Annotated in this window: 28 protein-coding genes; 15 read left to right on the top strand and 13 right to left on the bottom strand. The window is 63.3% G+C overall.

All coding sequences use genetic code 11. The annotated features are described in order from the left end of the window. Window positions 1-176 precede the first annotated feature (176 nt). The 3 genes from C7I87_RS24455 (at window position 177) to C7I87_RS24445 (ending at window position 1,254) form a co-directional block, all read left to right on the top strand. A complete protein-coding gene (locus C7I87_RS24455) occupies window positions 177-470 on the top strand; it encodes a GYD domain-containing protein (protein WP_149906599.1) in 294 nt (97 codons plus the stop codon). A gap of 131 nt (window positions 471-601) precedes the next feature. Continuing rightward, entirely contained in the window at window positions 602-865 is a 264-nt protein-coding gene (locus tag C7I87_RS24450) for a putative hemolysin (protein WP_149906598.1), read from the top strand. Between the two features lie 20 nt (window positions 866-885). After that, window positions 886-1,254 carry a thiol-disulfide oxidoreductase DCC family protein gene (locus C7I87_RS24445; RefSeq protein WP_149906597.1) on the top strand — a complete coding sequence of 123 codons (369 nt, stop codon included), beginning with the start codon at window positions 886-888 and terminating at the stop codon, window positions 1,252-1,254. 91 nt (window positions 1,255-1,345) lie between these two features. Here C7I87_RS24445 and C7I87_RS24440 read toward each other — a convergent pair whose 3' ends face one another. Next, the gene (locus C7I87_RS24440) at window positions 1,346-2,212 is read right to left on the bottom strand and encodes a patatin-like phospholipase family protein (protein WP_149906596.1); all 867 of its coding nucleotides are present in this window, start codon (window positions 2,210-2,212) and stop codon (window positions 1,346-1,348) included. A 237-nt stretch (window positions 2,213-2,449) separates the two neighbouring features. Between C7I87_RS24440 and C7I87_RS24435 the strand changes: the two genes are divergently transcribed. Beyond that, window positions 2,450-3,127 carry a PadR family transcriptional regulator gene (locus C7I87_RS24435; RefSeq protein WP_149906595.1) on the top strand — a complete coding sequence of 226 codons (678 nt, stop codon included), beginning with the start codon at window positions 2,450-2,452 and terminating at the stop codon, window positions 3,125-3,127. An 87-nt stretch (window positions 3,128-3,214) separates the two neighbouring features. Here the strand turns inward: C7I87_RS24435 and C7I87_RS24430 are convergent, their stop codons facing one another. Both C7I87_RS24430 and C7I87_RS24425 read right to left on the bottom strand, forming a co-directional pair. Continuing rightward, entirely contained in the window at window positions 3,215-3,475 is a 261-nt protein-coding gene (locus C7I87_RS24430; protein WP_027145771.1) for a YiaA/YiaB family inner membrane protein, read from the bottom strand. Window positions 3,476-3,533: 58 nt separating this feature from the next. After that, window positions 3,534-4,211: a PspA/IM30 family protein gene (locus tag C7I87_RS24425; protein WP_149906594.1), complete on the bottom strand. Its 678-nt coding sequence runs from the start codon at window positions 4,209-4,211 to the stop codon at window positions 3,534-3,536. Window positions 4,212-4,392: 181 nt separating this feature from the next. Here C7I87_RS24425 and C7I87_RS24420 point away from each other — a divergent pair, with 181 nt between their 5' ends. Together C7I87_RS24420 and C7I87_RS24415 are read left to right on the top strand one after the other, a co-directional pair. Beyond that, a complete protein-coding gene (locus C7I87_RS24420; RefSeq protein WP_149906593.1) occupies window positions 4,393-5,034 on the top strand; it encodes a TetR/AcrR family transcriptional regulator in 642 nt (213 codons plus the stop codon). A 43-nt stretch (window positions 5,035-5,077) separates the two neighbouring features. Further along, the gene (locus C7I87_RS24415) at window positions 5,078-5,377 is read left to right on the top strand and encodes an HlyU family transcriptional regulator (protein ID WP_149906592.1); all 300 of its coding nucleotides are present in this window, start codon (window positions 5,078-5,080) and stop codon (window positions 5,375-5,377) included. Window positions 5,378-5,487: 110 nt separating this feature from the next. Here C7I87_RS24415 and C7I87_RS24410 read toward each other — a convergent pair whose 3' ends face one another. Next, on the bottom strand, window positions 5,488-6,522 hold the full coding sequence (locus C7I87_RS24410; protein ID WP_149906591.1) for a class I SAM-dependent methyltransferase: 1,035 nt from the start codon (window positions 6,520-6,522) through the stop codon (window positions 5,488-5,490). Between the two features lie 286 nt (window positions 6,523-6,808). On the opposite strand from C7I87_RS24410, the gene C7I87_RS24405 reads away from it, so the two are divergent. Continuing rightward, window positions 6,809-8,815, top strand: a complete 2,007-nt coding sequence (locus C7I87_RS24405) for a putative bifunctional diguanylate cyclase/phosphodiesterase (RefSeq protein ID WP_149906590.1) — start codon at window positions 6,809-6,811, stop codon at window positions 8,813-8,815. Between the two features lie 51 nt (window positions 8,816-8,866). Here C7I87_RS24405 and C7I87_RS24400 read toward each other — a convergent pair whose 3' ends face one another. After that, window positions 8,867-10,069: an MFS transporter gene (locus C7I87_RS24400; RefSeq protein WP_149906589.1), complete on the bottom strand. Its 1,203-nt coding sequence runs from the start codon at window positions 10,067-10,069 to the stop codon at window positions 8,867-8,869. A gap of 183 nt (window positions 10,070-10,252) precedes the next feature. After that, on the bottom strand, window positions 10,253-10,711 hold the full coding sequence (locus C7I87_RS24395) for an Lrp/AsnC family transcriptional regulator (protein WP_149906588.1): 459 nt from the start codon (window positions 10,709-10,711) through the stop codon (window positions 10,253-10,255). 170 nt (window positions 10,712-10,881) lie between these two features. Between C7I87_RS24395 and C7I87_RS24390 the strand changes: the two genes are divergently transcribed. Together C7I87_RS24390 and C7I87_RS24385 are read left to right on the top strand one after the other, a co-directional pair. After that, window positions 10,882-11,616: an AzlC family ABC transporter permease gene (locus tag C7I87_RS24390; protein WP_149906587.1), complete on the top strand. Its 735-nt coding sequence runs from the start codon at window positions 10,882-10,884 to the stop codon at window positions 11,614-11,616. Continuing rightward, the gene (locus C7I87_RS24385) at window positions 11,613-11,912 is read left to right on the top strand and encodes an AzlD family protein (protein WP_149906586.1); all 300 of its coding nucleotides are present in this window, start codon (window positions 11,613-11,615) and stop codon (window positions 11,910-11,912) included. Before C7I87_RS24390 ends, C7I87_RS24385 begins: the two co-directional genes overlap by 4 nt. Before the next feature lie 52 nt (window positions 11,913-11,964). On the opposite strand, the gene C7I87_RS24380 is transcribed toward C7I87_RS24385, so the two are convergent. Then, complete coding sequence (locus tag C7I87_RS24380) at window positions 11,965-12,600, bottom strand: FMN-dependent NADH-azoreductase (RefSeq protein WP_149906585.1); 636 nt, start codon at window positions 12,598-12,600, stop codon at window positions 11,965-11,967. A 108-nt stretch (window positions 12,601-12,708) separates the two neighbouring features. Between C7I87_RS24380 and C7I87_RS24375 the strand changes: the two genes are divergently transcribed. Beyond that, complete coding sequence (locus C7I87_RS24375; protein ID WP_149906584.1) at window positions 12,709-13,671, top strand: LysR family transcriptional regulator; 963 nt, start codon at window positions 12,709-12,711, stop codon at window positions 13,669-13,671. Between the two features lie 51 nt (window positions 13,672-13,722). Here the strand turns inward: C7I87_RS24375 and C7I87_RS35375 are convergent, their stop codons facing one another. From C7I87_RS35375 to C7I87_RS24360, 4 genes are all read right to left on the bottom strand, one after another. Further along, the gene (locus C7I87_RS35375) at window positions 13,723-13,818 is read right to left on the bottom strand and encodes a putative RiPP precursor (protein ID WP_188393976.1); all 96 of its coding nucleotides are present in this window, start codon (window positions 13,816-13,818) and stop codon (window positions 13,723-13,725) included. A 260-nt stretch (window positions 13,819-14,078) separates the two neighbouring features. Beyond that, window positions 14,079-14,693, bottom strand: a complete 615-nt coding sequence (locus tag C7I87_RS24370) for a TetR/AcrR family transcriptional regulator (protein WP_149906583.1) — start codon at window positions 14,691-14,693, stop codon at window positions 14,079-14,081. Window positions 14,694-14,837: 144 nt separating this feature from the next. Continuing rightward, the gene (locus tag C7I87_RS24365) at window positions 14,838-17,948 is read right to left on the bottom strand and encodes an efflux RND transporter permease subunit (protein WP_149906582.1); all 3,111 of its coding nucleotides are present in this window, start codon (window positions 17,946-17,948) and stop codon (window positions 14,838-14,840) included. Window positions 17,949-17,950: 2 nt separating this feature from the next. After that, entirely contained in the window at window positions 17,951-19,081 is a 1,131-nt protein-coding gene (locus C7I87_RS24360; RefSeq protein ID WP_149906581.1) for an efflux RND transporter periplasmic adaptor subunit, read from the bottom strand. 85 nt (window positions 19,082-19,166) lie between these two features. On the opposite strand from C7I87_RS24360, the gene C7I87_RS24355 reads away from it, so the two are divergent. The 3 genes from C7I87_RS24355 (at window position 19,167) to C7I87_RS24345 (ending at window position 22,004) form a co-directional block, all read left to right on the top strand. Next, window positions 19,167-19,748, top strand: a complete 582-nt coding sequence (locus C7I87_RS24355) for a TetR family transcriptional regulator (protein WP_149906580.1) — start codon at window positions 19,167-19,169, stop codon at window positions 19,746-19,748. Between the two features lie 76 nt (window positions 19,749-19,824). Continuing rightward, the gene (fabF, locus tag C7I87_RS24350) at window positions 19,825-21,126 is read left to right on the top strand and encodes a beta-ketoacyl-ACP synthase II (protein ID WP_149906579.1); all 1,302 of its coding nucleotides are present in this window, start codon (window positions 19,825-19,827) and stop codon (window positions 21,124-21,126) included. Between the two features lie 62 nt (window positions 21,127-21,188). Further along, on the top strand, window positions 21,189-22,004 hold the full coding sequence (locus C7I87_RS24345; protein WP_149906578.1) for an oxidoreductase: 816 nt from the start codon (window positions 21,189-21,191) through the stop codon (window positions 22,002-22,004). Between the two features lie 141 nt (window positions 22,005-22,145). On the opposite strand, the gene C7I87_RS24340 is transcribed toward C7I87_RS24345, so the two are convergent. Beyond that, window positions 22,146-22,739 carry a TetR/AcrR family transcriptional regulator gene (locus C7I87_RS24340; RefSeq protein ID WP_149906577.1) on the bottom strand — a complete coding sequence of 198 codons (594 nt, stop codon included), beginning with the start codon at window positions 22,737-22,739 and terminating at the stop codon, window positions 22,146-22,148. A 66-nt stretch (window positions 22,740-22,805) separates the two neighbouring features. Here C7I87_RS24340 and C7I87_RS24335 point away from each other — a divergent pair, with 66 nt between their 5' ends. Further along, complete coding sequence (locus C7I87_RS24335) at window positions 22,806-23,231, top strand: VOC family protein (protein ID WP_149906576.1); 426 nt, start codon at window positions 22,806-22,808, stop codon at window positions 23,229-23,231. Window positions 23,232-23,240: 9 nt separating this feature from the next. Here C7I87_RS24335 and C7I87_RS24330 read toward each other — a convergent pair whose 3' ends face one another. Next, window positions 23,241-24,191, bottom strand: a complete 951-nt coding sequence (locus tag C7I87_RS24330) for a S1C family serine protease (RefSeq protein ID WP_149906575.1) — start codon at window positions 24,189-24,191, stop codon at window positions 23,241-23,243. 170 nt (window positions 24,192-24,361) lie between these two features. Here C7I87_RS24330 and C7I87_RS24325 point away from each other — a divergent pair, with 170 nt between their 5' ends. Beyond that, on the top strand, window positions 24,362-25,234 hold the full coding sequence (locus C7I87_RS24325) for a S1C family serine protease (RefSeq protein WP_149906574.1): 873 nt from the start codon (window positions 24,362-24,364) through the stop codon (window positions 25,232-25,234). Window positions 25,235-25,240 lie beyond the last annotated feature (6 nt).

Below are 25,240 nucleotides of genomic sequence, written 5' to 3'. Positions count from 1 at the left end.
CGCTCACTGCAATGGGTCCCGGCGCGGTAGCGCTTGCGGGACGTTGGCAGCGGGAGGATAATCCGACGTCGGATGCATTTTTCGGGCGAGAACCCGGTTGCCCGCCCCGGTCGAGGCCGTGTCGACAGACCCACGGCCTGAGTGCCGCGCTCCGTGGCCCCGGAGGGAGGTGTGCCATGACAAGCTACATCGTGCTTATGAACTGGACGGAGCAGGGCGCCAAAAATGTGCGCGAGTCACCAAAGCGGCTCGATGCCGCCAGGAAGCAGTTGGGCGAAATGGGCGGATCGTTCAAGGCGTTCTACCTGACCATGGGCGAGTACGACATGGTGGCGGTGGTCGAGGCGCCCGACGACGCGATCCTGGCGCGTTTCTCGCTGATGCTGGCGGCGGCCGGCAACATCAGGACGCGGACGCTGAAGGCATTTCCGGAGTTCGCCTATCGTGAGATCATCACCTCACTTGGATGATGAGGTTTGCGGATAGCCGGATCAGGTGCCGCCTCGACGGCACTTGATCCGGCGCGCGTTCCGACAAGTTTGACAGCCGCCTCGGGACAGGACGCCTCGCCGTGGTAGACATGCTGCCAAGGAGAGATCGCATGAACAATTTTTCGATACTGGCCGTCGGTCTTGCCTTGATGTCGTTGATGCCCGTCGATGCCGGCGCCGCGCAAAAGGTCGGCATGGCCAATCCGGCATCGGTCCATTGCGGTGCGATCGGCGGCCGCTTCGTGGTCAGGAAGGACAAGGCCGGCAATGAATACGGGTTTTGCCGCCTGCCCAACGGGCGCCTGTGCGAGGAGTGGGCGCTGTTTCGCGACAACAAATGCGTCGGGCCGAAGGCCGCGATGCGCGGCAAGTGACTGGTAGCGGAACCACGTCTTTGTTGACCGTCTGGTATAACACGCGCTGTCCCGTCTGCGATGCGGGCATAAGCCGGCAGAAGCGGCGGCTGATCGAGGCGGTCAAGGCCGGGCGGATCGAGTTCCGCGACATCAACCTGGAGCCGGATGCGCTTTCCCAGTTTGGCGCCTCGCTGGAGGACATCCGTCGCCGGCTGCACGCCACCGACGCGCAGGGCAGGTTGCTTGTCGGCGCAGATGTCGCTGTCGCCGTGTGGCTGTTAACGCCGGGCGAGGGCTGGCTCGCCAAGCTGTTCGGCAACCCCGTCGTCGTGCCGCTGACGCGCTTTGGCTACGACCGGTTCGCCGATCTGCTCTATGCCTGGAACCGGCGCAACCGCCGCTGGTAGCGTCAACCTTTGTCTTGATGCATGTCGTTGCCCCCAGAACCACTGCCCGCCCTCAAGTCAGGCCCGAGGGCATGCTTTTGGGCGACATGGGTCAGTGATGGCTGTGTGGGCGCAGCTGGTTGGGAATGGCGCGCTGAGACAGTCCGCCGGCCTCGATCCAACTCTGCGTCGATCTCTCAGCGTCATCGATCAGGGCGGCCGTGCGCGTAAAATCGTAAGGCGAGCCGGCCAGCGGGCAGAGCGACGGCACGATGGCGTAATCGACGTCGTCGGGCAGATGATCGAGTTCGCGGACCAGTTGACGGGCAATCATCAGGGTCAGTGCGTGCAAGCCATTGGCGATCGCGCCTTGAGGGGCGGCACTGAGATTGCAGGCAAAGCCGGTCGGCAGCACAATCAGCCGGCGCGCGCCGAGGCCGACCGCGACATGAATGGGTGTGTTGGAGGTGACGGCGGCGTCGATCAGCAGCCGGTCGCCGACCTTTACCGGCGCAAACGCCACGGGAATGGCGCTGGAAGCGGCGATCGCATCGGCGGCATTGCCGTGCGACAGCACCACCGCCTCGCCGGAAAACAGATCGGTGGCGATGATGTGGATCGGGATCGGCGCATCTTCGAGATTGCGATAGGGCAGGTTGCGTTCGACGAGATTGCGGATGCCGTGCGAGGCGGACAGGAAATCCCGTCGTGCCGCGAAGCCCAGCATCGAGCGCCAGCTGACCGGAAAGACGTCGTTGCGGGTGATTTTTCGCCACAGCGTTTCCAGCCGCGCGATGGTCTCCACCGTTCCAGCGGCGGCGTAGTAGGCGCCGTTGATGGCACCGACGCTGGAGCCGACGACGAAATCGGCCCTGACGCCGGCCGCGACCAAGGCCTTCAACATGCCGACCTGGACGGCGCCGAAACTGCCGCCTCCCGCCAGCACCAGCGCGATCCTGCCGTCTGTTCCTGATGGCATGGCAACCTCCCTGTACGCCCTTGGCAGGAATTCGCGGCGGTTGCCGGGTTTGTTTCGCCGGACAAGCAACAGCACGCATTCGTGATGCCGCAGCTGCAAGACGCCCGGCGGTGGCGTGTGTTGGCACTGCGGCAAGCCTTGGAGCTAGGTCCAGATACATCGTAAGATATATCTTGACCGCATAGCGACACGCGCCTAATTAAGATATATCGTAAGATAGAACTTAAGGAGCAATCAATGCACAGACATTCCGATCATCATCATTTCGGCGAACGCATGTTCATGCACATGGCCGGCAAGTTCGGCGGCAGAGGGGGCGGCGGCTTCGGTCCGTTCGGGGGCAGGGGCGGCGGACGCGGCGGCCCGGGCGACTTCTTCCGCGCCGGGCGGATGCTCGCCGATGGCGATCTCAAGCTGATCACGCTCTCGCTGCTGGCCGAGGCGCCGCGCCATGGCTACGATATCATCAAGGCGCTGGAAGAGCGCACCAGCGGCATCTACAGCCCGAGCCCGGGCGTGGTCTACCCGACGCTGACCTTTCTGGAAGAGGCCGGCTATGCCGTCTCGTCGAGCGAAGGCAACAAGAAGGTGTTCTCGATCACCGAGGCCGGGCAGGCGCATCTCGCCGACAACCGCGAGATGATCGACGGCGTGCTCGAACATCTCGAACGCTTCGGCCGCAAGATGGCCAAGGCGCGCGAATGGTTCGGCTGGAACGACGATGGCGAGGATCGTCGCGGTGGCCGTGGCGGCCGTGGCGAGCGCTCGGAAACGCGTGACGAATTCCGCGCCATCCGCCACCGGCTGCGCGGGGCGCTCGGCGACATCGTCGATGCCCCGGCCGAAAAGCAGGCCGAGGCGATCGCCATTCTCGAAGCCGCCGCCGAGGCGCTGGAAGCGCTGACACATCGCTGATCCCGCGATGCCGCGCGTCCCTTGAAGCGCGAACGCTCAACAGAAAAGCCCGGGAGACCCGGGCTTTTCTCGTCAGGCATGCCGGCATTATTCCTTGCCGACATATTCGCTGATCAGCTTTTCGTTGCGCGCCTTCTCGATCTTGGCGGTGGTCTCGGCGGAGATGCGCTCGTCGGTGCGATACTTGACCAGGTTCACCAGACTGCCGGTGAGCAGCAGGATGCCCATTGCCCAATAGCCCTTGGTCGAGAGGTCGACCGGCGCCAGCCACAGCGACAGGCCAAGCATGAAGTAGGCCGCACCCACCGAGACGGTGTTGAACATGATGTAGGTTTGATTGCTGTTCATTGTCGTGTTCCTTTGATTGGATCGAAGTCGGGTTTGATGTGGTCAGGTCCAGAAATCTTCAGTTGATGGTCTTCAGGCGCTCGAGCACGTCCCTGGCGCGAACCTTCACCGGCGGGCCGTGCCCGGCGTCGGCAAGGCGGTCGCGGATCGCGTCGTGACGAAGCTCCCCGTCGATCTCGTCGAGAATACCGGCCTCCTCGAATGGGTCGCTGGCTCCCTTGATGCGGGCCAAAAGCTCCTCGGCGTCGTTGAGGCTTGCCGAATGACCGATCGACCCGACGAGGCGTGACTGCGCCTTGCGCTCGGCATCGATGGCCCGGGCCGAAATCATGCCCTGGTTCAGGTCGATGATGCGGCGGTGCGCCCGCTCCACCGAAACGCGCATCCGCAAGGTTTTTTCGCCAAGGCTTTGCACCGTGGCGCGGCGGACCTCGCGTTCATTCTCCAGCTCGGCGATGGCCGCGGCACCGCTTTCGGCCAGCCCGTTGTTGCCGGCGGCCAAAGCGCTGATCGTGCGTGTCTCCAGGTCGGCGTGGCGGCGGTCGAGATGGTCGAGGCCGGCCTGCTCGGCACGCTGGCGCACGATCAGTGAGGCAAGCGTCTGCTTGGCGGCGGCAAGACCCGCCTCGGCGTCGCGAATGCGTTGTGCCAGAAGGTCTATGGCGAAGCGATCCTTCAGGCCGTCCTCGGCCCGTGCGCCGGCGCCGTCGAGCAATGTTCTGATCAGGCTAAGCATGGTTCTTCTCCCTTCGGAGTTTCCGTTGAACAATGTTCACGAAACCAACGTAACAGGAAATGAACATTGTTCAAGAGGTTTTTGAACGCTGTTCACGATGTGCGGGATATGGTAAACGAAGCGGGATCGGGTTAGGAAACCGCAGACCGCTTGCAAGGCGCGCTCATTCAGAAGGAAAAGCATGGCACTGGACAAGGAAGAGACGGGCGAACGGGTGCTGGCCATTGCCGAAGTGCTGCTCAACGAAGGCGGCATGGACAATCTGAAGGCCAGGACCATCGCCGAACAGGCGGGCATCTCGGTCGGCTCGGTGTATAATCTGTTTTCCGATCTCGACGGTGTGCACCGCGCCGTCAACATGCGGCTGCTCGACCGGCTGGGGGTGGCGGGCGCGGCGGCGATGGCCGATCTTGGCAGGCGCGGCATCACCGACGTGCGCCAACGGCTGATGGCGCTGGCCGGCGCCTATGTGCGGTTCGTCGAGGCGCATCCCGGCAGCTGGCCGGCGCTGCTTGCCTTCAACAGGCGGCGTCCGGTGCTGACCGAGCCCGATGTCTATGAGGCGCGGCTCGACCAGCTGTTCGAGATCATCGCCAGCGTCCTTGCCGATGGCGGTTTCGATCTCGACGAGGACACGCGCCGGATCGCCGCGCGAACCCTCTGGTCAAGCGTGCATGGCATCGTCACCAGCGGTTATGCGGCAAGGTCCGTGCGTCGGCAGGCGGACGAGATCGACCGGCAGATCGCGTTCCTGGTCGGCGTCTTCATCAGGGGGCTGGAACGCGGCGGCACATTCGCGCATGCTGGGAAGACAGCGTCGTGAATCGCAATGGAAGGCGATCGCAGGCGGCAAGGAGATTTGAGCGATGTCTTTTCTGAAACGTCTTTTCGGCGGCGGCGGCGGTGGCCGCGAAGCGGCCGAGCCCAAGAGTGCCGCGCCCGCCAAGCAGGTCGAGCACAAGGGTTTTACGATCAGCGCCACGCCCTACAAGACCGACGGCCAGTACCAGACCTGCGGCATCGTCTCCAAGGAGATCGACGGCGTGGTGAAAGAGCACAAATTCATCCGCGCCGACCGCTTCGCCGGGCTGGATGACGCCGTCGACATCTCCATCAAGAAAGGCATCCAGCTGGTGGATGAACAGGGCGATCGGATTTTCGGGTAGGGCAGGCCGTTCCCGAATGAGCGTGGATCGCGCGCAGGGCCGACCAGCACCCTCGAGCACTCCGGCAGAAGCGCTCGAGGGCTTTGGCCGATTTGCCGTTCAGGCAGGTATTATCCGCGCTTTTGGATGACGGCGTAAAGCACGTTGCGGTTCTCGCCGAAGTACACCTGCGCCTCGACGGTGTTGCGGTCGACGCTGGCATTGATGATGTTCCACATGTCGACTTCCGACCGCAGCAGCAACACCCAGTCCATGAACGTTTCCCGGTAGCCGGCGTCGGGAGTGCCCTCGGCGTAGTTGGCGAACAGGAATGTGCCGTTCGGCTTCAGCATCTGCAGACAGGTCTTGGTGAGTTTTACGGCGACATTGTGCTGGAGGTAGTCGTAAAGGCCGGAGGCGTAGATGAGATCGAACTTGCCAAGCTTGTGGCCCCTGGTGAGCACGGTCCGTACCGAGCCGTCGATGGCCTCGACCGCGGTGCCCTGGAAGTCGCGCGCGATCAGTCCGACGCTCTGGGGATCCTGGTCGAGTGCGACCCAGCGCTTGAGACCGCCCTCGGCCAACGCGGCCGAACGGTTCGCTTCGCGCAGATGGCCGGCCGCAATTGCCAGGATTTCGGTTTCCGGTCCATTCCTGGCCGCGGTCTCATCGACATAGCGGGTCAACAGATCGCGGCGCTCCCGTGCAGCGACGCATGACGGGACGTTCTGGGTATGGCTATAAAGCGCCTTGCCGATCTCCGAGGCGTTTGCCACGCTCTCGGCCACGTGCGGGTCACAATAGATGTAGTCGAGCAGTTCTGCGTCGCCGGAATAACCCCTGGGCTTGGTGAAGGACCAATGCGTCAGCGGATCCTCTAGAAAGTACTTCTGGATCGGGTGGTTCTGCGCCAGCGGTATCAAAGCTTGCCACACGTCGGGATGGACCTTGGCACGCAGCGCATTGAGAAGCGACAGCAGGCGGCGAACGATCTCGGCGGGAAATTTCTGCTGTTCGACCTGTTGCTGTGTCGCCTGTAGGATGAGCGCCAGCTCCGCGCGAGCGGTCTCGAACGCTTCGCCATGATGCTCCGGCTTTCCTCGACGGAGACCTCCGGCGATCGCCTCTGCGGTAATCAGACTCTGGCCATCAAAGACAGTTTGCACACCAACACTCCATAGTTAACAGTCAGTTAACTTATTGCTTAGAATATTCGATTTGCCAATGTCGGGTCGCGGGCATTTTACTGGTATGATTAATTTCCCGCTAACCATGTCAATTCTTTGAGTTTTTTAAGGGTGGGCTTCCGCGTTCGAGTTAACGGAAACTTGTCCTGCATCATTGCATTTGATCGCGCGGCAAGACGTGTCGCGCCCAAGGAGTCGGTCTGCGTTGGGGGCAGAAGCTGCAAAAGAATTCGGAACGCGAAACTCCCTTCAGCCGGGATTCGTCGTGAACGAACGCCTGTCGTCGCGAGTGGCCGATGCGGTGGATCTGGAACCGCACGACCCGCGCCAGGAACTGGGGGCGGCCGAACTTCGCGTCCTTTACCGGACGGAAGCCCAGGCGAAGCGAAGGAAGGAGGCCAGGCCGGGCCTTTGGATCGCCGTCGTCATCTATGTATTGTTTTCGGTATCGGATCTGCTGCTGATACCGGATGTGGCCGCCTTCACGATCACAGCCCGCTTCGCTGTCGGACTGACCGCACTGTTGGTGCTGGAAGCACAGCTTCGCCGGGGAGCCGCCACGGACTGGCTTGACGTAACCTGCGCCGGGGCCATCATCTTCGGCTATCTCGGCTGGCTTTTTCCCGCTTCCATGGGTGCGAACAAGGAAAGCGTCGCCTATTACATGGTCTTCGGCACCATTTTCATGATGAGTGCCAATCTTTTCTTTACGTTCCGGTTCAAAGTGTCGATCATAACGTCGACCATAATTCTGTGTATCTTGTATTTGGTGAACTATTTTCTACCCGCGTCGCTGACATACAAGATGGTATTTGGCACTTTCTATGTTTCGTGCTTCACGTTCACGTCCTATGTGAACTGGAAGCTGAACGAAGAGCGCTACAACGTTTTCCTGAACGCGCTGGAAGCCAAGATCCAGCACAACGAGGCCACCGAGCGCGGGAAGGCGCTGCTCAGGCTGTCGCGGACGGATCCGCTGACAGGTCTGGAGAACCGGCGGGCGATCGACGAGAAACTGCGCGACTACTGGAATGATTGGCAAAAGCTTGGCCACGGTTTTGCGGCGATCCTCATCGACGTCGACTTCTTCAAGAAGTTCAACGACTGCTATGGTCATCAGGAAGGCGACCGTTGCCTGATCCAGGTCGCGAATGCGCTCAGCGAGCTGATCACGCAATATGATGGCTCCATTGGCCGCTATGGCGGGGAGGAATTCATCGTCCTGGCCCGCATGGGCAGGAAGGACCAGGTCGCGGATCTCGCGGAAGCCATTTGCCGCACGGTGGAGAACCTGGCGATCGCGCACGAGTTGCGGCGGGATGGCATCGGGATCGTGACGGCGAGCGTGGGCGCGGCATTCACCAGGAAGCAGACCGCCGCCAAGCTGGAGAAGATCATCCACGAGGCCGATCGAGCGCTCTATCTGGCAAAAGCCAGCGGCCGAAACTGTGTCCGGCTGTTCGATCCGACCGATCCCCAGAGCAGCGACGAGAGCGAGAACCTGGCGGCTTTGCTGAAGATCGCGATCGGCCAGGATCTCATTTCGCTCGTCTACCAGCCCATCCAGGACGTCGCGTCAGGCAGGGTCGAGGCCGTGGAGGCGCTGATGCGCCTCAAGATGCTGGACGGCACGCTGGTTCCGCCGAGCCTGTTCATTCCCGTCGCGGAGCGGACCGGCGCCATCCTCGAGCTCGGGCGTTGGGCAATTAGGACCGTGTGCGCCGAGCTCCTGGCGCAGGATCACGTGCGCGTCGTCAGCGTCAACGTATCGCCGATTCAGCTCAAGACGCCGGGCTTTGCGACATCGGTCGCGACCATTCTGGGCGAGACCGGCGTAACCGGCAACAGGCTGGCCTTCGAGATCACCGAGGGGCTGGAAATGGAGATGCACTCCGACATCCTGCGCTGCATCAGCGACCTGAAGCTGCTCGGGATCAGGATATGGCTCGACGATTTCGGGACGGGCTTCGCCGGCCTTTCGTGGCTTCGTCTCATCGACTTCGATACGGTCAAGATCGACCGCTCGTTTCTCCACGACTGCGGCACACCCAAGGGCATGGCGATGCTGCAGGACATCATCGCACTGGTCAGAAATCGCGGCCACAAAATCCTGGTCGAAGGGGTGGAGACCGAAGAGCAGATGCTCCTCATGCGCCAGTTCGGCATAGACAAGGTCCAGGGCTTTCATGTCGGCCGCCCGGCTCCGGCCGCGAATTTCCAGGCCAAACGGGCCATTCAAAAGCGGCCGTTCACGGTCCTCAAGTCGGCGTGACATCGGGGCAGGCGGTGGCCCCTTCTGGCCAGGATTGCCGTCCGGCCGTGCCTATGCCGTCTGCAGCACCCTGCGTGGCAGCGGCGGGAAGGCGATGGCTATGCCCGCGGCACCCAGTCCGATGAGAGCCGAGCCAATGAACAGCCAATGGTAGCTGGCATAGGCGTCGAAGATCATGCCGCCGGCAAGCGGTCCCAGCGCCATGCCGAGGCTGGAGAGCATGGTTGCGGCGCCGAACACGGTCCCGAGGATGCGCTGGCCGAAATATTCGCGCGCCAGCACCGCGTAAAGCGGCATGACGCCGCCATAGGTGGCGCCGAAGATGACGGCCAGCATATAGAACTGGTCAAGCTGGCTGATCGATAGATAGGCGGCAATGACGATCGCCTGGATTCCCAGCCCCGCGATCAGCACCGGCTTGACGCCGAGCCTGTCGGCCAGCACGCCGTAGAGCAGCCTGCCGCCCAGGCCAGCCAGACCCTCGACACTGTAGATCGAGACCGCGGCCATCGGAGCGACACCGCACAGCATGGCGTAGCTGACCATATGGAAGATCGGGCCGGAATGCGCCGCGCAGCAGGCGAAGAAGGTCAGCCCCAGCACGATGAATTGCGGCGAGCGCAGCGCCTGCCCGACCGTCAGGCCGGCGCCTTCGGCGACTGGTGCTACGCCAGCATCGGAGGCGACGGGTTTCGGCGGCTGGCGCACCAGAAGGACGGCGGGCAGCAGGAGCACCCAGGCCAGGAGGCCGATGTCGAACATGGCAGCGCGCCATTCGTAGGCGGAGATCAGCCAGCGGGCCAAGGGCGAGATCGTCATCGGCGCCACGCCCATGCCGGCCGAGACCAGCGATACCGCCAGCCCGCGATTGGTGTCGAACCAGCCTGACGTCAGTGCGATCATGGGCGCGAAGAAGGCGCTGGCCGCGAGCCCGACGAGCACGCCATAGGTGATCTGGAAGGTGAGAAGCGAACCGGCGCGGCTTGCCAGCACCAGCGCCAGCCCGAGCAGCACGGCACCGATCGTCACGACGATGCGGGCGCCGAACCGGTCGGACAGGGCACCCCAGACGAATCCGCCGAGGCCCATCACCAGGAAGTTGAGCGTCATGGCGCTGGAGATGCCGGCGCGCGACCAGTTGGTATCGAGCGCCATGGGTTCGAGGAAGATCGCCAGAGAGAACATGGTGCCGATGGCGACGCAGGACATCAGCGCGCCAGCCGCGACGATGACCCAACGGTAGGAAAGGTTCATGTTTCTTCTCCCAGCCGGGAGCAGGATCGATCTTTCGACGCCGCCCGGCAATTCCGGTTGCGTCCGAAGGACGTTCGAGGCGTGCTCGGATCGACATTCCAGATGGAATTTTTATAGGGCCAGGCGATGGCGTGCGCCTCATCAAATGCGCTGACTATCCACCGACGCGACATGTTTCAAGGCTCAGATCGGCAGTTCCGACGTGTATTTGATCGTCTGGCTCGGCACGTCGGTCTTGACGTTCTGCACGCCCTTGATGCGGCTCAGATGCTCCGACTGGAAGCGGCGGTAGTCGTCGATGCCGGCCGCCACGACGCGCACCATGGCGTCGCAGTCGCCGAGCATGAGATAGCACTCCATCACTTGCGGCAGCTTGGCCACCTCGGCGGCGAAATGCTCGATCGTGTCCTCGTCCTGCGCCTTCAGCCAGATGCGGGTGAAGAAGGTGAGGCCCTTGCCGATGCTGGCCGGGTTGAGCACCGCGACATAGCGGTCGATGATGCCGGCTTCCTCAAGGAGCTTGACGCGCCGCAGGCACGGCGAGGGCGACAGGCCGACTTCAGTGGCCAGATCATTGTTGGCCATGCGGCCGTCGCGCTGAAGCGCCCGCAGGATGCGCTTGTCGATCTCATCGAGCTTCATGGCGGCAAATTCCATTTTCTTGGCGATTTGTGACAATTAATGCCATAATCGGATGAAATACAACAATTTTCGCAACCAAATTGCAGCAAGATGTGGGTATGTTTGCCGCCGGTATCATGAGAGTTCAAACGCAGGGAAGCGGCGGCCGCGAGGCCGGCCGATGGCAAGGCATGAGCATTTCACAGGCAGTTGAAGCAGCGGGCGATGGATCAGGATCCGAGTTCCGTCGAGGCGTGGTGTCCTGCGCGCCGGTGCTGCTCGGCACCATTCCCTATGCGCTGGTGCTCGGCGCCCAGGCCACGCAGAAAGGGCTGAGCACGGTCGAGTTGTCCATGATGACGGGGCTGAACTTCGCCGGCGGCTCGGAATTCGCGGCGATCCAGCTGTGGACGTCGCCGCCGCATATCCTGCTCATCGTCGCCATCACCTTCCTGGTCAACAGCCGTCATCTGCTGATGGGAGCGGCGCTGGCGCCGTTCCTGCGCGAGCTGTCGCGGCGCAAGGTTTTCCCGGCGCTTTTTTTCATGTGCGACGAAAGCTGGGCTCTGGGCCTGGCCGACGCCAAACAACGCGCCGCCGCCGGCATCGCGCCGGCCTTCAGCCCGCGCTACTACATAGGCGCGGCGCTGGCGATGTATCTGACGTGGGTATCCTTCACCACGCTCGGCGCCCTGCTCGGCCCGATGCTGGGCGATGTCGAGACCTATGGTTTCGACATGGCGTTTCCGGCCGTCTTCCTGGTGCTGATGCGCGGCATGTGGAAGGGCGTGGCGGCGGCTCGGCCCTGGCTGGTCAGCCTTGTCGTCGCGGCATTGGTCTATCTCTTCGTTCCCGGCGCCTGGTATGTCGCGGCGGGCGCGGTGGCCGGGCTGGTCGCGGCCTGGCTGATGGCAGGTGATGCATGATCGACGCACCCACCCTTTTCGCCATCGTGCTGATGGCCGGCGTCACCTATCTGACGCGGATCGGCGGCTATGTCGTGCTGCGCAACCGCGTGCTTAGTGTTCGCGCCACGGCGGTGATGGAGGCGGCGCCCGGCTGCGTGCTGATCTCGGTCATCGCGCCGGCCTTCGTGTCGCGGAATCCTGCCGATCTCCTTGCGCTGGCCATCACGCTGGTCGCCGCGACGCGGCTTTCAATGCTGCCGACCGTGGTGATCGGGGTCGCTTCGGCCGGCCTCTTGCGGCATCTGATCGGCTGAAACGAAAGGCAGGCGCGAACGCCTGCCTTTGATAGACCATGCGGATCAGCGCTTACGCGGCAGCCGCGACATCGCGGCTGGAGGCAACCAACGCATCGACCTTGGCGGTAGCCTTGGCAAGCGCCGCCGTCACCGCGTCGGGACCCTTGGAGATACCTTCGATACGGACGACTTCGACATCGGTCATGCCGTTGAAGCCAAGCGCGGTGCGCAGGTAAGGGATGGCGTGGTCCATCTGCACGGCAGCGCCTTCCGAATAGATGCCGCCGGAAGCAAGCACGACGTAGACCTTCTTGCCGGTGACGAAGCCCTTGGGGCCGTTCTCGCCGTAGGCGAAACTCTTGCCGGCACGGGTTACGTGATCGACCCAGGACTTCAGCGTCGAAGAGATGCTGAAGTTGATGAAGCCGGTGGCCAGGATCACGGTGTCGGCGGCGAACAGTTCGTCGAGCACGTCATCGGAAACGCCGACCACCTCGGCCTGGCGCGGGGTGCGCGCTTCAGCCGGCGTGAAGATGCCTGCCGCATAGTCGGCATCGATATGCGGCAACGGATTGGCGACGAGGTCGCGGACGACCAGCGTGTTCGACGGGTCGGCGGCGAGAAGCTTCTGGGCGAACTCGGTGGCGAGGCGGGTCGAGTGCGAGGCGGCGCCGCGCGGGCTCGAGGTAACAAGAAGAATGGACATAGCGGGTTTCTCCAGTGGAATGAATTGTTCCGCCAGATATGGGGCTATCGATCAATCAAATAAACTGGTATATTTTCTATACGATCCATCCATAAATTAGATACAATAATGCAGCCCAACCCGACCCTCGACCAGCTTCAGATCCTTGTCGCCGTCGCCGATACCGGGAGTTTCTCGGCCGCCGGCCGCAAGCTCAACCGAGCTCAATCCGTCATCAGCTACGGCATCGCCAATCTCGAGGCGCAGCTTGGGTTGAAGTTGTTCGAGCGCGAGGGCACGCGCGAGCCGCAGCTGACCGAGATCGGCCGGGCGATGCTGGAAGATGCTAGGCGCATGATCGGCGTGCTGCAGCGCATGCGTTCCCGCGTAGACGGGCACCATCACGGGCTGGAGGCCGAAGTGGCGCTGGCGGTCGATGTGGCTTTGCCTTCACCCGTGCTGGTGCGGGTGCTCAAGGCATTCGAGGTGCAATTCCCGACCGTGATGCTGCGCCTGCATATCGGCACGCTCGGCCTCATCCCCGATCTTGTCGTCAGCGGACAGGCCGATCTCGGCATTGGCGGCTTGCTGGGCGACGTCGACGTGCACCTCGTGCGCATCGGCTTCATGTCGCTGGTGCCGGCGGCCGCACCCAGCCATCCGCTGGCGCTGCTGCCGAAGCCGGTGGCGCTCGAGGATGTGCGCGAGCATACGCAGCTTGTCGTCACCGACCAGTCGGAGCGCACCAAGGGACGCGATTACGGCGTCTTCGCCTACCGCACCTGGCGACTGACCGACATGCGCACCAAGCACATATTGATGCGCGAGGGGCTGGGTTGGGGCGGGCTGCCGCGCTGGCTGATCGCCGACGACCTGGCCAGCGGCCGGCTGATCGAGCTCGATCTCGAACCCTACAAGGAAGTGAGTTCGCCATTGTTCGCCATGCACCGCACCGATCGCAGCCCCAAACCGGCCGCGGCCTGGCTGATCGACCGGTTCAAGCGCGGGCTCGGCTGCTTCAACGAGTTCGAACCGGGCGAGGTGCCCGAAGAAGAGCCGGAGGCTCATGGCGTATCCGGCTCCGGCACCTGACCCGGCAATTCCGGTTTCCCGGTCGGACCCCGGAACGCTCCCCGGAGATCATCAGATTATCGTCACTCCGGAGACCACGATCTGCGCGGTGCGGGCGGTTAATTTCCCGCGCTTGCGTAGGGTTGGTTTTTCATAAGGCTTTTTCATGTATCGGTCCGAATATGAGCCTGAAAGGGTTGGGTGAGCCCTGACATAACGAGATCGGAGAGTTCCGGTTGCGTCCCCATTCCATTCCGTGCCGCGGACTGTAACACGATCACCAGCCTTTCGGCGACTGTTAGTGAACTCCACGCTTCCCGGCTGGTCGCGATAATGTCCTTCCGCTTTGTTGGTCGTCGCGAAACCAAGTTGTGTCGAACTCGATCTTCTGGTCGCCGCCCATCGCGAAGCTCCGCGGAACCAGCGGCTCAGTCAGACTTTCCCAGAGCTTTCAGGATAAAGCGGATCTGCTCGCGCAGGCCAGCTTCATTATCTTCGCCGTGTTGAAGGCAGTGCTCGATCAGAATCGGGTGGAAAAACGGCGTGAACGCGGTCTTGACCGCGCACGCCGCCTCCGCAGGATTTTCGACTTGGAATTCGCCATCTTCCACGCCCTCGCGGATGATCGCCTGCAAGATCGCGACTATCCGCTCGGTATGCGCCTTGATGATCGCCCTTTTCTCCTGCACGGCGGCGACAATCATGTCGTGCATGCGCTTTTCCTTCACCAGTGTGGTCTTGCTGTGCTGGTGAACCGCGGTCAGGAGCTGGTCGAGTTTCTCCGAGGCCGGCGCGCTCGTGCGTGCGATCGCAAAGGCGATCTCGGCGACCTCGTTCACGACCCGCCCGCAGATGGACTCGATGATCGCACCCTTGGAAGGGAAGAAACGATAGACGTTTGCCGTGCTCATGCCGAGTTCGGAGGCGATGTCGGCCACCGACGTTTTATGATAACCGAGGCGGCGAAACTGCTCGTCGGCCACGGCCAGGATGCGCGCGCGCATCTCGTCGGGATCAGTTCGTGTTCGATCCGGGCGATTCATGAAGTCTCCAGAATTGATGAAGCGGACCTGTCGGGCTTGCGTAGAGGATGATCTGTGGGCGGTAAGTTCGTGCCGTTGGCCCTGCATGTGTCCAGGCAAAGCCAACGGGCAAGAACTTGAACCGTCTCCTGCGAAAACAGAGCCCTACTCGGCCGCCATTGCGGCTGGCACCTCCGGTTCCTCCGTCGAATCCTCATGGAGCTCATCCGTGGTCGGTTTGATCCGGAACCACGCGACATAGAGCGCAGGGAGGAACAGCAGGATCAGCACCGTGCCGACCGCCGTACCGCCGATCAGCGTAAAGGCCATCGATCCCCAGAAGACGGAGTGCGTGAGGGGGATGAAAGCCAGCACAGCGGCAAGTGCGGTCAGGATCACGGGCCTTGCGCGTTGCACCGTGGCCTCGATGACGGCGTGATAGCCATCCAGGCCGGCGGCTCGGTTTTCCTTGATCTGCTCGGTCAGGATCAGCGTATTGCGCATCAGGATGCCTGCCAATCCTATCAGGCCCAGAATGGCGTTGAAGCCAAAGGGCTGGTGGAAGGCGAGCAGCATGGGCACGACGCCGACGAGGCCAAGCGGTGCAGTCAGCACAACCATGAACATCGTCGAGAAGGATCGCACCTGCAGCATGATGACAATCAGCATGGCGGCGATCATGGCCGGGAAGATTTTGCCCAGCGCGGTGTTGGCCTTCGCAGCCTCCTCGATCGATCCGCCCATTTCGATGGTATAGCCGGCCGGAAGGGATGCGATCAGCGGCTGAAGGGCCTTCATGATCTGCTTGGAGACCTCTGGAGGCTGAGTCGCTTCGTTGATGTCCGAGCGGATCGTGATGACGGGCGTCCGGTCGCGGCGCTTCAGGATCGGCTCTTCCAGACGGACTTCCGAATGGCCTATCTGGTCGAGCGGAATCTGCCGGCCGTCCCGGCTCATCAGCGAGAAATCAGCCAGATGCGCCGGATCCAGCCGCTCGTCGCCCGCGCTGCGCGCCACGATGGGGACATTGCGGATATCCTCGCGAACCTGTGTGACAGGGACGCCGGTCAGGAGGAACTGGAGCTGCTGACCCACTTCCGCCGGCGAAAGGCCGATGAGGTTCAGCCGATCCTGGTCCGGCACGAAGCGGAGCACGGGCGTGCGATTGCCCCAGTCGCGGTTGGCCTGCCGAACGTCCGGGATGCCCCGCATGATGTCGAGGGCCTTATCGGAAATGCTGTAAAGTTGTGCCGGGTCAGGCCCCATGACCCGGAATTCGACCGGGAACGGCGTGTAGGGTCCGAATACGAGTTGCGTAACGCGAATGTTCGCTTCGGGGGTCAGCCCTTTCGCAACAGCTTCACGGAGCCGGTGCTTCAGGGCCTCACGCGCGTCGGCGTCCGGAGTCAGCACGACGATCTTGGCGAAGGCAGGATCAGGCAGTTCCGGCGCCATCGCGAAGAAGAAGCGCGGAGCACCCTGACCGACATAGCTCGTGACGATCTTGGCCTCGGGCTGGCCGTCCAGCCAGTGCTCGAGCTTCTCGACCGTGGCGGTTGTTGTCTCGATGCTGGTGCCTTCCGGCAGGCGAACCTCGACCAGCACTTCAGGGCGGTCGGATGTCGGAAAGAACTGCTGCTTGACGGCGCCCATGCCGACAATGGAAAGCGCGAAGGCGATGGCGACGACGCCGGAGGTCACGAACTTGTGGCGCACGGCAAAGGTGATGAGCCGCCGCAGGCGGCGATAGTTCCGTGTATCGTAGATCGCGTGGTGACCACCCTCGACCGGTTTGATCTCGGGCAGCATCTTGACACCGAGATAGGGCGTGAAGACCACGGCGACGATCCAGGAGACGATGAGCGCGAACCCAACGACCCAGAAGATGTTGCCGGCATATTCGCCGGCCGTCGAGCGTGCGAAGCCCACGGGCAGGAAGCCTGCGATCGTCACCAGCGTTCCCGACAGCATCGGCGCCGCGGTGTGGCTCCAGGCATAGGCCGCCGCCCTGATGCGGTCCATGCCCTCTTCCATTTTCACCACCATCACCTCGATGGCGATGATGGCGTCGTCCACGAGAAGACCGAGCGCCAGGATGAGGGCGCCGAGCGTGATGCGGTCGAAGAACCGGCCGGTCTCCAGCATGATGAGGAACACGGCGGCGAGCGTCAGGGGGACGGCGGCCGCCACGACGATGCCGACGCGCCAACCCATGCTGAGCAGGCTGATCAGCAGCACGACGCCGAGCGCCATCGCGAACTTCAGCATGAACTCGTCAACCGCCGAGGTGATGTTGACGGCCTGGTCGGACACTTTGTCGAGGGTCATCCCGAGCGGCAATGTCCGTACGATGGCCGCCGTCCTGTCCTCCAGCGCCTTGCCGAGCGCGCGACCATCCCAGCCCTCCTGCATGACCGCCGCGAGCATGATGGTGGGCTCGCCCTGGCGCCGGATGAGATAGGTGGCCGGGTCTTCATAGCCGCGGCGGACCTCGGCGATGTCGGAAAGCTTCAGCGTCCGCCCCGAGGCGACAATCGGCGTGTCGGCGATCGCCTGGACGCTGTCATACGCGCCATTGACCCTGATGAAGAGCTGCGGCCCCTGCGTGTCGATCGAGCCCGCCGGTGTGACGGTGTTCTGCCGTTGCAAGGCGGCAACGATATCCTTTGCCGACACGCCGAGCGTTGCCAGCTTGGCGTAGGAGAACTCGACGAAAATCTGCTCGGGCCGTTCACCGAGGATGTTGATCTTCTTGACGCCGGGCACGTGCAGGAGGTCCTGACGGATCGCCTCGGCCTGCCTGGCCAGATCACGCATCGGCATGCCCTTGGCCTTTAGCGCGTAAAGGGCGAAGCTGACGTCCGAATATTCGTCGTTGACGAAGGGGCCGTAGACACCGGGCGGCAGGTTGCGGGCTTCATCCCCGAGTTTCTTGCGGGCCTGATAGAACTCTTCCTGCACGGCGGATGGCGGCGTGCTGTCCTTCAGCGTGACCGTCATATACGCGTAGCCCGGTCGCGTGGTCGTCTCCACCCGGTCGTACCAGGTCAGTTCCTGAAGCCGCTTCTCCAACGGTTCCGCGACAAGGTCCTGCATCTCGCGGGCCGTCGCGCCCGGCCATGCTGTCGTGACCGTAATGGTCTTGATAGTGAAGTTGGGGTCCTCCGCCCGTCCAAGCATGAGGAAAGCGTAGGCGCCGGCGGCGACGAGCAGGAGGATGAGGAACAGGGTGACGGCGCGTTCGCGAACTGCGATCGCTGAAAAATTGAGGTTCATCGTCAGTTGCTCCCGCTTTCGGACGCAGTCCTGACGCGAGCGCCCTCCTGCAGAAGATGAGCGCCGAGTGAAACAATCTGATCGCTGGAACTCAGTCCGGAAATCACGGCGAATTCGCCGCTCACACGCACAAGCTTGACGGGCTGAAAGTGTACGGTCGACGTGGCGTCGTCCAGGACCCAAACTCCGGTCTTCTTGCCGTCGTCGAGCACGGCTCCCAGCGGCACCTGGACTTCCGGCTGGCTCGCCTGGCTTGCAAGCCTAATGGTCACCGTCGCGCCGAGCGGCGCTACTGCCGCCTCGCCATCGAGCACATAACGGGCCTCATAAGTACGGGTCTGGGGATCGGCGGCGTCCGACAACTGCCGGAGATGCGCCGTAAACTGCCGACCATCGGCCCCATACAAGGCCGCCTCGGCCAACGATCCGATCGCCGGCCGGATCGTTTCGGGAAGCGCCACCACAGCCTCCCGGGGGCCGGCGTTCGCGATCCGAACCACGGTCTGTCCTGCGGTGACGACCTGTCCCGGCTCGCCAAGCGCTTCGACGACCGTCCCATCGGCATTCGCGTCCAAGACGGAATAGGCCGCCTCGTTCTCCGCGACCTTCGCTTCCGCTTCGGCAGCGGCAAGCTGTGCCGTCGCGGTGTCAAGTGCTGCCTTCGCCTGCTCGTAACGCTGCGGGGTTGCGGCCAATTCCTTCTTGACCAGAACGGCATAGCGCTTTTCGTCCGCACTGGTCTGAACCAGGGCAGCGCGTGCAGCAGCGACAGCGTTGCGCTTGGCGGCGAGCGCAAGGGCCAGATCGGTATCATCGATCCGCAGCAGCGGTTGGCCCGCCTTGACCTGTTCACCGACATTTACAAGGCGCTCGATGATCTTGCCGGGGACGCGGAAGCCGAGATTGCTCTCCACCCTTGCCGCTACGATGCCCGTGAAACTGCGCTCGGAACCGCTCACCCGTGCTGCCGTCGCCAGCCTGACGACAGGCGGCTCCTGCCTCGGGTCGACTGCGGCGGAATTCTCCTGCGCAGGAGCGGCAAATGTGGCGAATGCCGTCTCCCATGACGCCGCGATCGCTCCTGCCCCCGCGATCAGGATCGCACCCAGCATAATAATCGGTCTCTTTTTCATGCCCATCGCCTCCAGTTGAAATAGATTGCATTCACACTCTATATCTGATATAGATTTCGAATGCAATCTAAAAAAGGAGATGACGATGCGCGTAAGTCGCAGTCAGGCTGAGCAGAACCGGCAGACCGTGATCGATGTGGCAAGCCGGCTTTTTCGAGAGCACGGCTTCGATGGCATTGGGCTGAAGGATCTGATGAAGGGTGCCGGGCTGACCCAAGGCGCCTTCTACAAGCAGTTCGCATCCAAGGACGACTTGGCAGCGCAGGCATCGCGGCGAGCGATGGAACATGCGACCCGCAGATGGTCGACTGTTGCTGCCGGGAGCCCTGATCCCCTTGAAGCCGTTATAGGGCTCTACCTTTCCCTCGGACATCGCGAAGAGAAGAGCGACGGTTGCCCATTGGTTGCGCTTGGTTCGGACGCGGCACGTCAAAGCGAGGAGGTGAGGGTCCCCTTCCAGGATGGGATCGCAGCTTACCTTGAGGTTCTCGACGAATTGATGCCGGCGGCGGAAGGTCCAAAAACTCATCGCAAGGCCATGGCGATGCTGTCGCTCATGGTGGGGGCCGTGACGCTCTCCCGCATCCTTGGAGATGAAGAGATGTCGCAGCGTTTTCTCGATGCCGCCGCCGGCGAAGTCAGGCGAATTGCGGCCGCGCAGGAATAGAGGCGGTGCTCGCGACCCGGCGCCTGCGCCGCGCCATCATGCGAAAGGATCAAGCAGAATGACAGCTGGAGTACAGATGCGTCGTATCGTTATTACAGGCATGGGAGCAGTCAGTCCCCTCGGGGCCAACGCCGCGACGTCATGGTCCCGGCTCCTGGCTGGCCGTTCGGGCATTCGGAACCTGCCGGATGAAATGGCGGGAGATCTGCCGGCAAAGGTCGGCGGAATGGTTCCCTCCCTGCAGGAAGACCCCGAAGCTGGCTTCGATCCAGATACCGTCCTGGCTCCGAAGGAGCAGCGCAGGGCGGACCGCTTCATTGTCTTCGCACTGGCGGCGGCGGAAGAGGCGCTGGCCCAGGCAAGGTGGAAGCCGGTCTCGGACGATGACAGGGCCCGCACCGCGACAATCATCGCTTCGGGTATCGGAGGATTCCACGCGATAACCGAAGCCGTGCGAACCGTCGACCAGCGCGGTGCTCGGCGTCTCTCGCCGTTCTCGGTGCCATCTTTCCTGGTGAACATGGCAGCGGGACAGATTTCGATCCGACACGGCTTCAAAGGTCCGCTCGGCGCTCCGGTGACGGCGTGCGCGGCCGGCATTCAGGCGATCGGCGATGCGGCGCGTCTTATCCGCGCCAATGAGGCCGACATCGCGGTCTGCGGCGGAACGGAAGCCTGCATGAACGCGGTCAGCCTCGGCGGCTTTGCCGCGGCACGCTCCCTTTCGACCTCTTTCAATCACCGTCCCGATCAGGCGTCCCGTCCGTTCGACACGCTGCGTGACGGCTTCGTCATGGGCGAAGGAGCTGGCATCCTGGTCGTCGAGGCCTTGAGCCATGCGCTTGCCCGCGGCGCCAAGCCGCTGGCCGAGCTCGTCGGCTACGGCACGACGGCGGACGCTTATCACATCACCTCCGGTCCCGATGATGGCGACGGTGCGCGCCGGGCGATGGAGATCGCGATCGTCCAAGCCGGCATTTCACCGCGTGAGGTCCGTCACCTCAATGCGCACGCGACGTCGACGCCTGTCGGCGATGCGGGAGAAATCGCGGCGATCAAGAGGGTTTTCGGGACAGATTTCGGCATAGCCGTCAGCGGAACGAAGTCGGCGACCGGACACCTGCTCGGGGCCGCCGGCGGGCTTGGGGCCATCTTCACGGTGCTGGCGCTCAGGGACCAGGTCGCGCCGCCGACGCTCAATCTGAGCGCTCCCGATCCGGCCGGCGACGGAATCGACTTCGTCGCAAACCACGCCCGGCCAATGGAGATGGACTACGCAATCTCCAATGGCTTCGGCTTTGGAGGGGTAAACGCCAGTGCGTTGTTCCAGCGTTGGGACGGAGAAGGTGCCTGGCGTGAACGCCGGGGCCCTTCCTGATTGATGCTTTTGCTCGACTTTTCTGCTCTTCCCACCTAATCCAACTCAAAGAAAGTTATTCCATGAATAAGATTGGTCCTGGCGTTGCCATCGTCACAGGGGCATCTTCCGGCATCGGGCACGCAACGGCCAAGGCCCTGCTGGACGCGGGCTTTCGCGTGTTCGGAACCAGCCGTCGCGCGGCGGGCGAGAGGACCGACGGCGTCACCATGCTGACCTGCGACGTGACCGATGACGCGTCCGTGGCGAAGCTGGTCAACGACGTTCTGGCCAAGGCCGGACGCATCGACCTGCTTGTCAACAATGCCGGGATAGGCCTGTTTGGCGGCGCCGAGGAGTCCTCGATCGCCCAGGCCAAGGCGCTGTTCGACGTGAACGTCTTCGGCGTGTTGCGCATGACCAATGCGGTGTTGCCGGCAATGCGACGCCAGGGGAAGGGCAGGATCGTCAATTTGAGTTCCGTACAAGGGTTCATCCCGGCTCCCTATTTCGCGCTTTATGCGTCGACCAAACATGCCATCGAGGGCTATTCCGAATCGCTCGACCATGAACTGCGTCCGTTCGGCATTCGCGTTGCGCTGGTCGAGCCCGCTTATACCCGTACGTCATTCGAGGAGAATCTCGCCGCTCCCGATCAGGTGCTTGATATCTATGACTCCGCGCGCGCCGGCATGACCGTGGCCGTTCGGAAATCGATGGAAAAAGGCGATGCGCCCGAAGGGATAGCCAAGGTCGTTTTGGCGGCTGCGATCGATGCCGTTCCGAAGAGGCGCTATGCGGCCGGAAAAGTGGCGCGCCAGGTCAGTTTCCTGCGCCGTTTCGTTCCCGCATCCGCATTTGACCAGAGCCTGCGAAAGCAGCTCGGGCTGCCGGTCTGAAACTGGCGTTGGAAATAGTACGTCGCCAGCTGCTGGACCCGGGACCGCCCTGGACGTCATTAGATCATCGTCATCCCGGAACCCACGATCTGCGCCGTGCGGACGGTCAATTTCCCGCGCTTGCGTAATGTCGGTTTCTCATTATGCGCGCGACAGTCCGTCTATCAGCGCCATGAGAACGGCGCGGTAGTCCTCGGCTGATGCACCGGCCTCGATAGCGAGCGCCGCCCGGTCGAAAGCCGAGCCAAGCAGGGCGGTCAGCGCTTCCGGCGGCAGTCTTTTCATCGACTGCGTCCGCATCGACGCGACCAGGCCCTCGCGTAGTGAGCGGTTGCCGTGGCGGTTGTCGATCGCATCCATGGCGGCGCGGCCTAGCACGGCCGGGCCATCGAGCAGCAAGAGCCGCGTGCGGCCGGGCGTGCGCATGGCCGTGAGATAGGCGTCGGAACCGGCAATCATCGCATCGCGCGCACTGAGCGAGGGCGGGGCGGCGCGGTCAATCTCCCGCGCTACCGCCGCGGCTTCCTGTTCGACCACGGCGGCGAAAAGCGCCTGCTTGTCGGCAAAGTGGTGGTAGAGCGCTCCGCGCGTCACGCCGGCGGCGGCAACGATCTCCGCCGTGCCGGTCTCGGCATAGGACTTCTCCGTAAACAGTTTCCGCGCCGCCGCGATCAGGTCGGCCCGTGTCGCCTCGGTGCGGTCGCGGTTCGAGCGGCGGCCGGTCTCCTGTTGCATGCATGCAGCCTGTATGTTAATTGAATTTACATGCAGACTGTATGTTAATTGATGGGAGAAGGAAAGATGAAGATATCAAGCTATTACCCGGTATTGATGACCGGCGACGTCGTCGGCACGGCGGCCTTCTACGTCAGGCATTTCGGCTTCCGGCCGCTGTTTACGAGCGACTGGTACGTGCATCTGCAATCGGTGGACAACAGGCGAGTGAACCTCGGCATTGTCCAGGGCGACCATGAGACCATCCCGGAGGAGGGGCGGGGGCGCACTTCTGGGCTGCTGATCAATTTCGAGGTCCGCGATCCCGATGCGGTCTATGAGCGGATCCTTGCTGCCGGTCTGCCGATCCTGCGCACACTACGCAACGAGCCCTTCGGCCAGCGCCATTTCATCACCCGGGATCCCAACGGCGTGCTGGTCGACGTCATCAAGCCGATCCCGCCCAGCGAGGAATTTTTGGCGCAGTATGCGGAAGGCGCGGCGGGGGTTTGAACGGCAGTCTCAGCTCGCCCGCGCCACCGGCGTTACCGCCACCTGGCTGACGCCGGTGCGGCGCACCACCGTGCACTGTGTCTCGCGGCCGATGCGCTCGGCGTCGAGCATGCGCACGAGGTCGTCGACGCCGGTCACCGGGCGCCCGTCGATGGCGGCGATGATGTCGCCTTCCTTGAGACCTGCCTTGGCCGCCGGGCCGTCCTTCTCGACGCTGCGCAGGCGTACCGCCGTGCTGGTCGACACCTGCGACAAGAGTGCTGCGCGTCGCGGCAGGTTTACGGTGTCGGCGGAGACGCCGATGAAGGCGCGCCGCACGCGGCCGAAGCGGATGATCTCCGAAATGACAAAGTTCGCGGTGTTCGAGGCGACCGCAAACGCAATGCCTTGCGCGCCGTGGATCATCGCGGTGTTGACGCCGATCACTTCGCCCGCCGACGACACCAGCGGGCCGCCGGAATTGCCGGGGTTGAGTGCCGCATCTGTCTGGATGACGTCGTCGATCAGTCGACCGGTCGAAGCGCGCATGGAGCGGCCGAGTGCCGAGACGACGCCCGAGGTGACGGTCCATTCGAAGCCCAGCGGGTTGCCGATGGCAATCGCGATCTGGCCGCGCCGCAGCCGCTTGGAATCGCCGAGCGGCGCCACATCGGCGAAGCTGCCGTCGGCGCGCACCAGGGCGATGTCGGTATCGGGGTCGCGACCGAGCACGCGGCCCTCGCTGGAGGCGCCGTCCGGCATCGAGACGCGCACCGTTCTGGCGTCACCCACGACATGGAAATTGGTGACGACCAGCCCGTCCGGCGCGATGACGAAGCCCGAGCCATGGCCGCCCGGGCCGCCGATGCGCTCGATGCGGCAGACGGCCGGGCCGATGCGGTCGACGGCGTCGGCTACTGTTTCGGAATAGGCGTCGAGAAGAGTGTCATCGGATTGGATTTTGGGGGCGGCGAGGGCCATAGGTCGGGTTCCGTGTTTTCAGGCTTTTTCGTGACTATATGTGCGGAGCGGCCCGAAACGCCGCGACCTGACCAGATGGCCAGTCAAACCCGCAACTAGCCGTCAGGCGAGTACCTGCAAGCGCGCCGTCGAGCGATATCTGGGACATGCAAGAAACCCAGGAGACCCTTATGAGCGACTTCAACCTGAGCGCGTTTTCAGACGCCATCGCCGATCTGGCCGCCAAGGCCGCCCCTGCCATGGCGAGCTTCGCCACTCATCACCACCGCACGGCCAGCGCCTTCCATTGGCGCGACGGCTATTTCGTCACCGCCGAGGAAGCCGTCGAGGCCGGCGAGGAGATCGAACTGACGCTGGCCTCCGGCGCGACGGTGAAGGCCGAACTCATCGGCCGCGATCCTTCGACCGGCGTCGCCCTGCTGAAGCCGGCGGATGCTACCACCGCGCCTGTCCTGGCCAAAGCCGATGCCGTTCGGCCGGGCAACATCGCCATTGCCATCGGCAACAGCCAGGGGGCAGCATTGGCTGTGTCCGGCTCGGTCGGCGAAGTCGGTCCGGCCTGGCGCTCGATGCGCGGCGGTACCATCGACCGGCGCATCAACCTGGCCGTCGGCGCCGGCGGCCGCTTCGAGGGCGGCCCGGTGCTCGACGCCAAGGGCACGCTGATCGGCATGCTGTTGTTCGGGCCGCGTGGCCGGGCGCTGGTCATGCCTTACGAGACGATCGAGCGGGCTGTCGCCACCTTGCGCGAAAAGGGCCATGTCGCGCGCGGCTATCTCGGCGCCGGCCTGCATCCGGTGCGTGACCGCGACGCGCATGGAGCAATGGTGATGAGCCTCGACGACAATGGCCCTGCCAAGGCCGCTGGCCTCTCGCTCGGCGACATCATCGTGGCGTGGAACGGTGAGGCGGTGCATGGCCCGCGCGACCTGATCCGCCGGCTCGGGCCCGACAGTGCCGGTGCCTCGGTGACGTTGGGTGTCGTTCGTGGCGGCGAACAGCGCGACGTCGTGCTGACCATCGGCGAAAAACCGCTGAGCTGAGAGGAA

It is taken from the genome of Mesorhizobium sp. SARCC-RB16n (genome assembly GCF_008520305.1).
Lineage (GTDB): Bacteria > Pseudomonadota > Alphaproteobacteria > Rhizobiales > Rhizobiaceae > Mesorhizobium.
Note: the sequence above shows the minus strand (reverse complement) of the source record. Positions and strands in the feature narration are given on the sequence as shown.

Bases quoted from the DNA above. Each gene is read 5' to 3' on its own strand.
- C7I87_RS24455 (WP_149906599.1), top strand. From the start codon at position 177: ATGACAAGCTACATCGTGCTTATGAACTGGACGGAGCAGGGCGCCAAA.
- C7I87_RS24450 (WP_149906598.1), top strand. From the start codon at position 602: ATGAACAATTTTTCGATACTGGCCGTCGGTCTTGCCTTGATGTCGTTG.
- C7I87_RS24440 (WP_149906596.1), bottom strand. From the start codon at position 2,212: ATGCCATCAGGAACAGACGGCAGGATCGCGCTGGTGCTGGCGGGAGGC.
- C7I87_RS24435 (WP_149906595.1), top strand. From the start codon at position 2,450: ATGCACAGACATTCCGATCATCATCATTTCGGCGAACGCATGTTCATG.
- C7I87_RS24430 (WP_027145771.1), bottom strand. From the start codon at position 3,475: ATGAACAGCAATCAAACCTACATCATGTTCAACACCGTCTCGGTGGGT.
- C7I87_RS24425 (WP_149906594.1), bottom strand. From the start codon at position 4,211: ATGCTTAGCCTGATCAGAACATTGCTCGACGGCGCCGGCGCACGGGCC.
- C7I87_RS24420 (WP_149906593.1), top strand. From the start codon at position 4,393: ATGGCACTGGACAAGGAAGAGACGGGCGAACGGGTGCTGGCCATTGCC.
- C7I87_RS24415 (WP_149906592.1), top strand. From the start codon at position 5,078: ATGTCTTTTCTGAAACGTCTTTTCGGCGGCGGCGGCGGTGGCCGCGAA.
- C7I87_RS24400 (WP_149906589.1), bottom strand. From the start codon at position 10,069: ATGAACCTTTCCTACCGTTGGGTCATCGTCGCGGCTGGCGCGCTGATG.
- C7I87_RS24395 (WP_149906588.1), bottom strand. From the start codon at position 10,711: ATGAAGCTCGATGAGATCGACAAGCGCATCCTGCGGGCGCTTCAGCGC.
- C7I87_RS24390 (WP_149906587.1), top strand. From the start codon at position 10,882: ATGAGCATTTCACAGGCAGTTGAAGCAGCGGGCGATGGATCAGGATCC.
- C7I87_RS24385 (WP_149906586.1), top strand. From the start codon at position 11,613: ATGATCGACGCACCCACCCTTTTCGCCATCGTGCTGATGGCCGGCGTC.
- C7I87_RS24380 (WP_149906585.1), bottom strand. From the start codon at position 12,600: ATGTCCATTCTTCTTGTTACCTCGAGCCCGCGCGGCGCCGCCTCGCAC.
- C7I87_RS24375 (WP_149906584.1), top strand. From the start codon at position 12,709: ATGCAGCCCAACCCGACCCTCGACCAGCTTCAGATCCTTGTCGCCGTC.
- C7I87_RS35375 (WP_188393976.1), bottom strand. From the start codon at position 13,818: ATGAAAAAGCCTTATGAAAAACCAACCCTACGCAAGCGCGGGAAATTA.
- C7I87_RS24370 (WP_149906583.1), bottom strand. From the start codon at position 14,693: ATGAATCGCCCGGATCGAACACGAACTGATCCCGACGAGATGCGCGCG.
- C7I87_RS24365 (WP_149906582.1), bottom strand. From the start codon at position 17,948: ATGAACCTCAATTTTTCAGCGATCGCAGTTCGCGAACGCGCCGTCACC.
- C7I87_RS24360 (WP_149906581.1), bottom strand. From the start codon at position 19,081: ATGAAAAAGAGACCGATTATTATGCTGGGTGCGATCCTGATCGCGGGG.
- C7I87_RS24355 (WP_149906580.1), top strand. From the start codon at position 19,167: ATGCGCGTAAGTCGCAGTCAGGCTGAGCAGAACCGGCAGACCGTGATC.
- fabF (WP_149906579.1), top strand. From the start codon at position 19,825: ATGCGTCGTATCGTTATTACAGGCATGGGAGCAGTCAGTCCCCTCGGG.
- C7I87_RS24345 (WP_149906578.1), top strand. From the start codon at position 21,189: ATGAATAAGATTGGTCCTGGCGTTGCCATCGTCACAGGGGCATCTTCC.
- C7I87_RS24340 (WP_149906577.1), bottom strand. From the start codon at position 22,739: ATGCAACAGGAGACCGGCCGCCGCTCGAACCGCGACCGCACCGAGGCG.
- C7I87_RS24335 (WP_149906576.1), top strand. From the start codon at position 22,806: ATGAAGATATCAAGCTATTACCCGGTATTGATGACCGGCGACGTCGTC.
- C7I87_RS24330 (WP_149906575.1), bottom strand. From the start codon at position 24,191: ATGGCCCTCGCCGCCCCCAAAATCCAATCCGATGACACTCTTCTCGAC.
- C7I87_RS24325 (WP_149906574.1), top strand. From the start codon at position 24,362: ATGAGCGACTTCAACCTGAGCGCGTTTTCAGACGCCATCGCCGATCTG.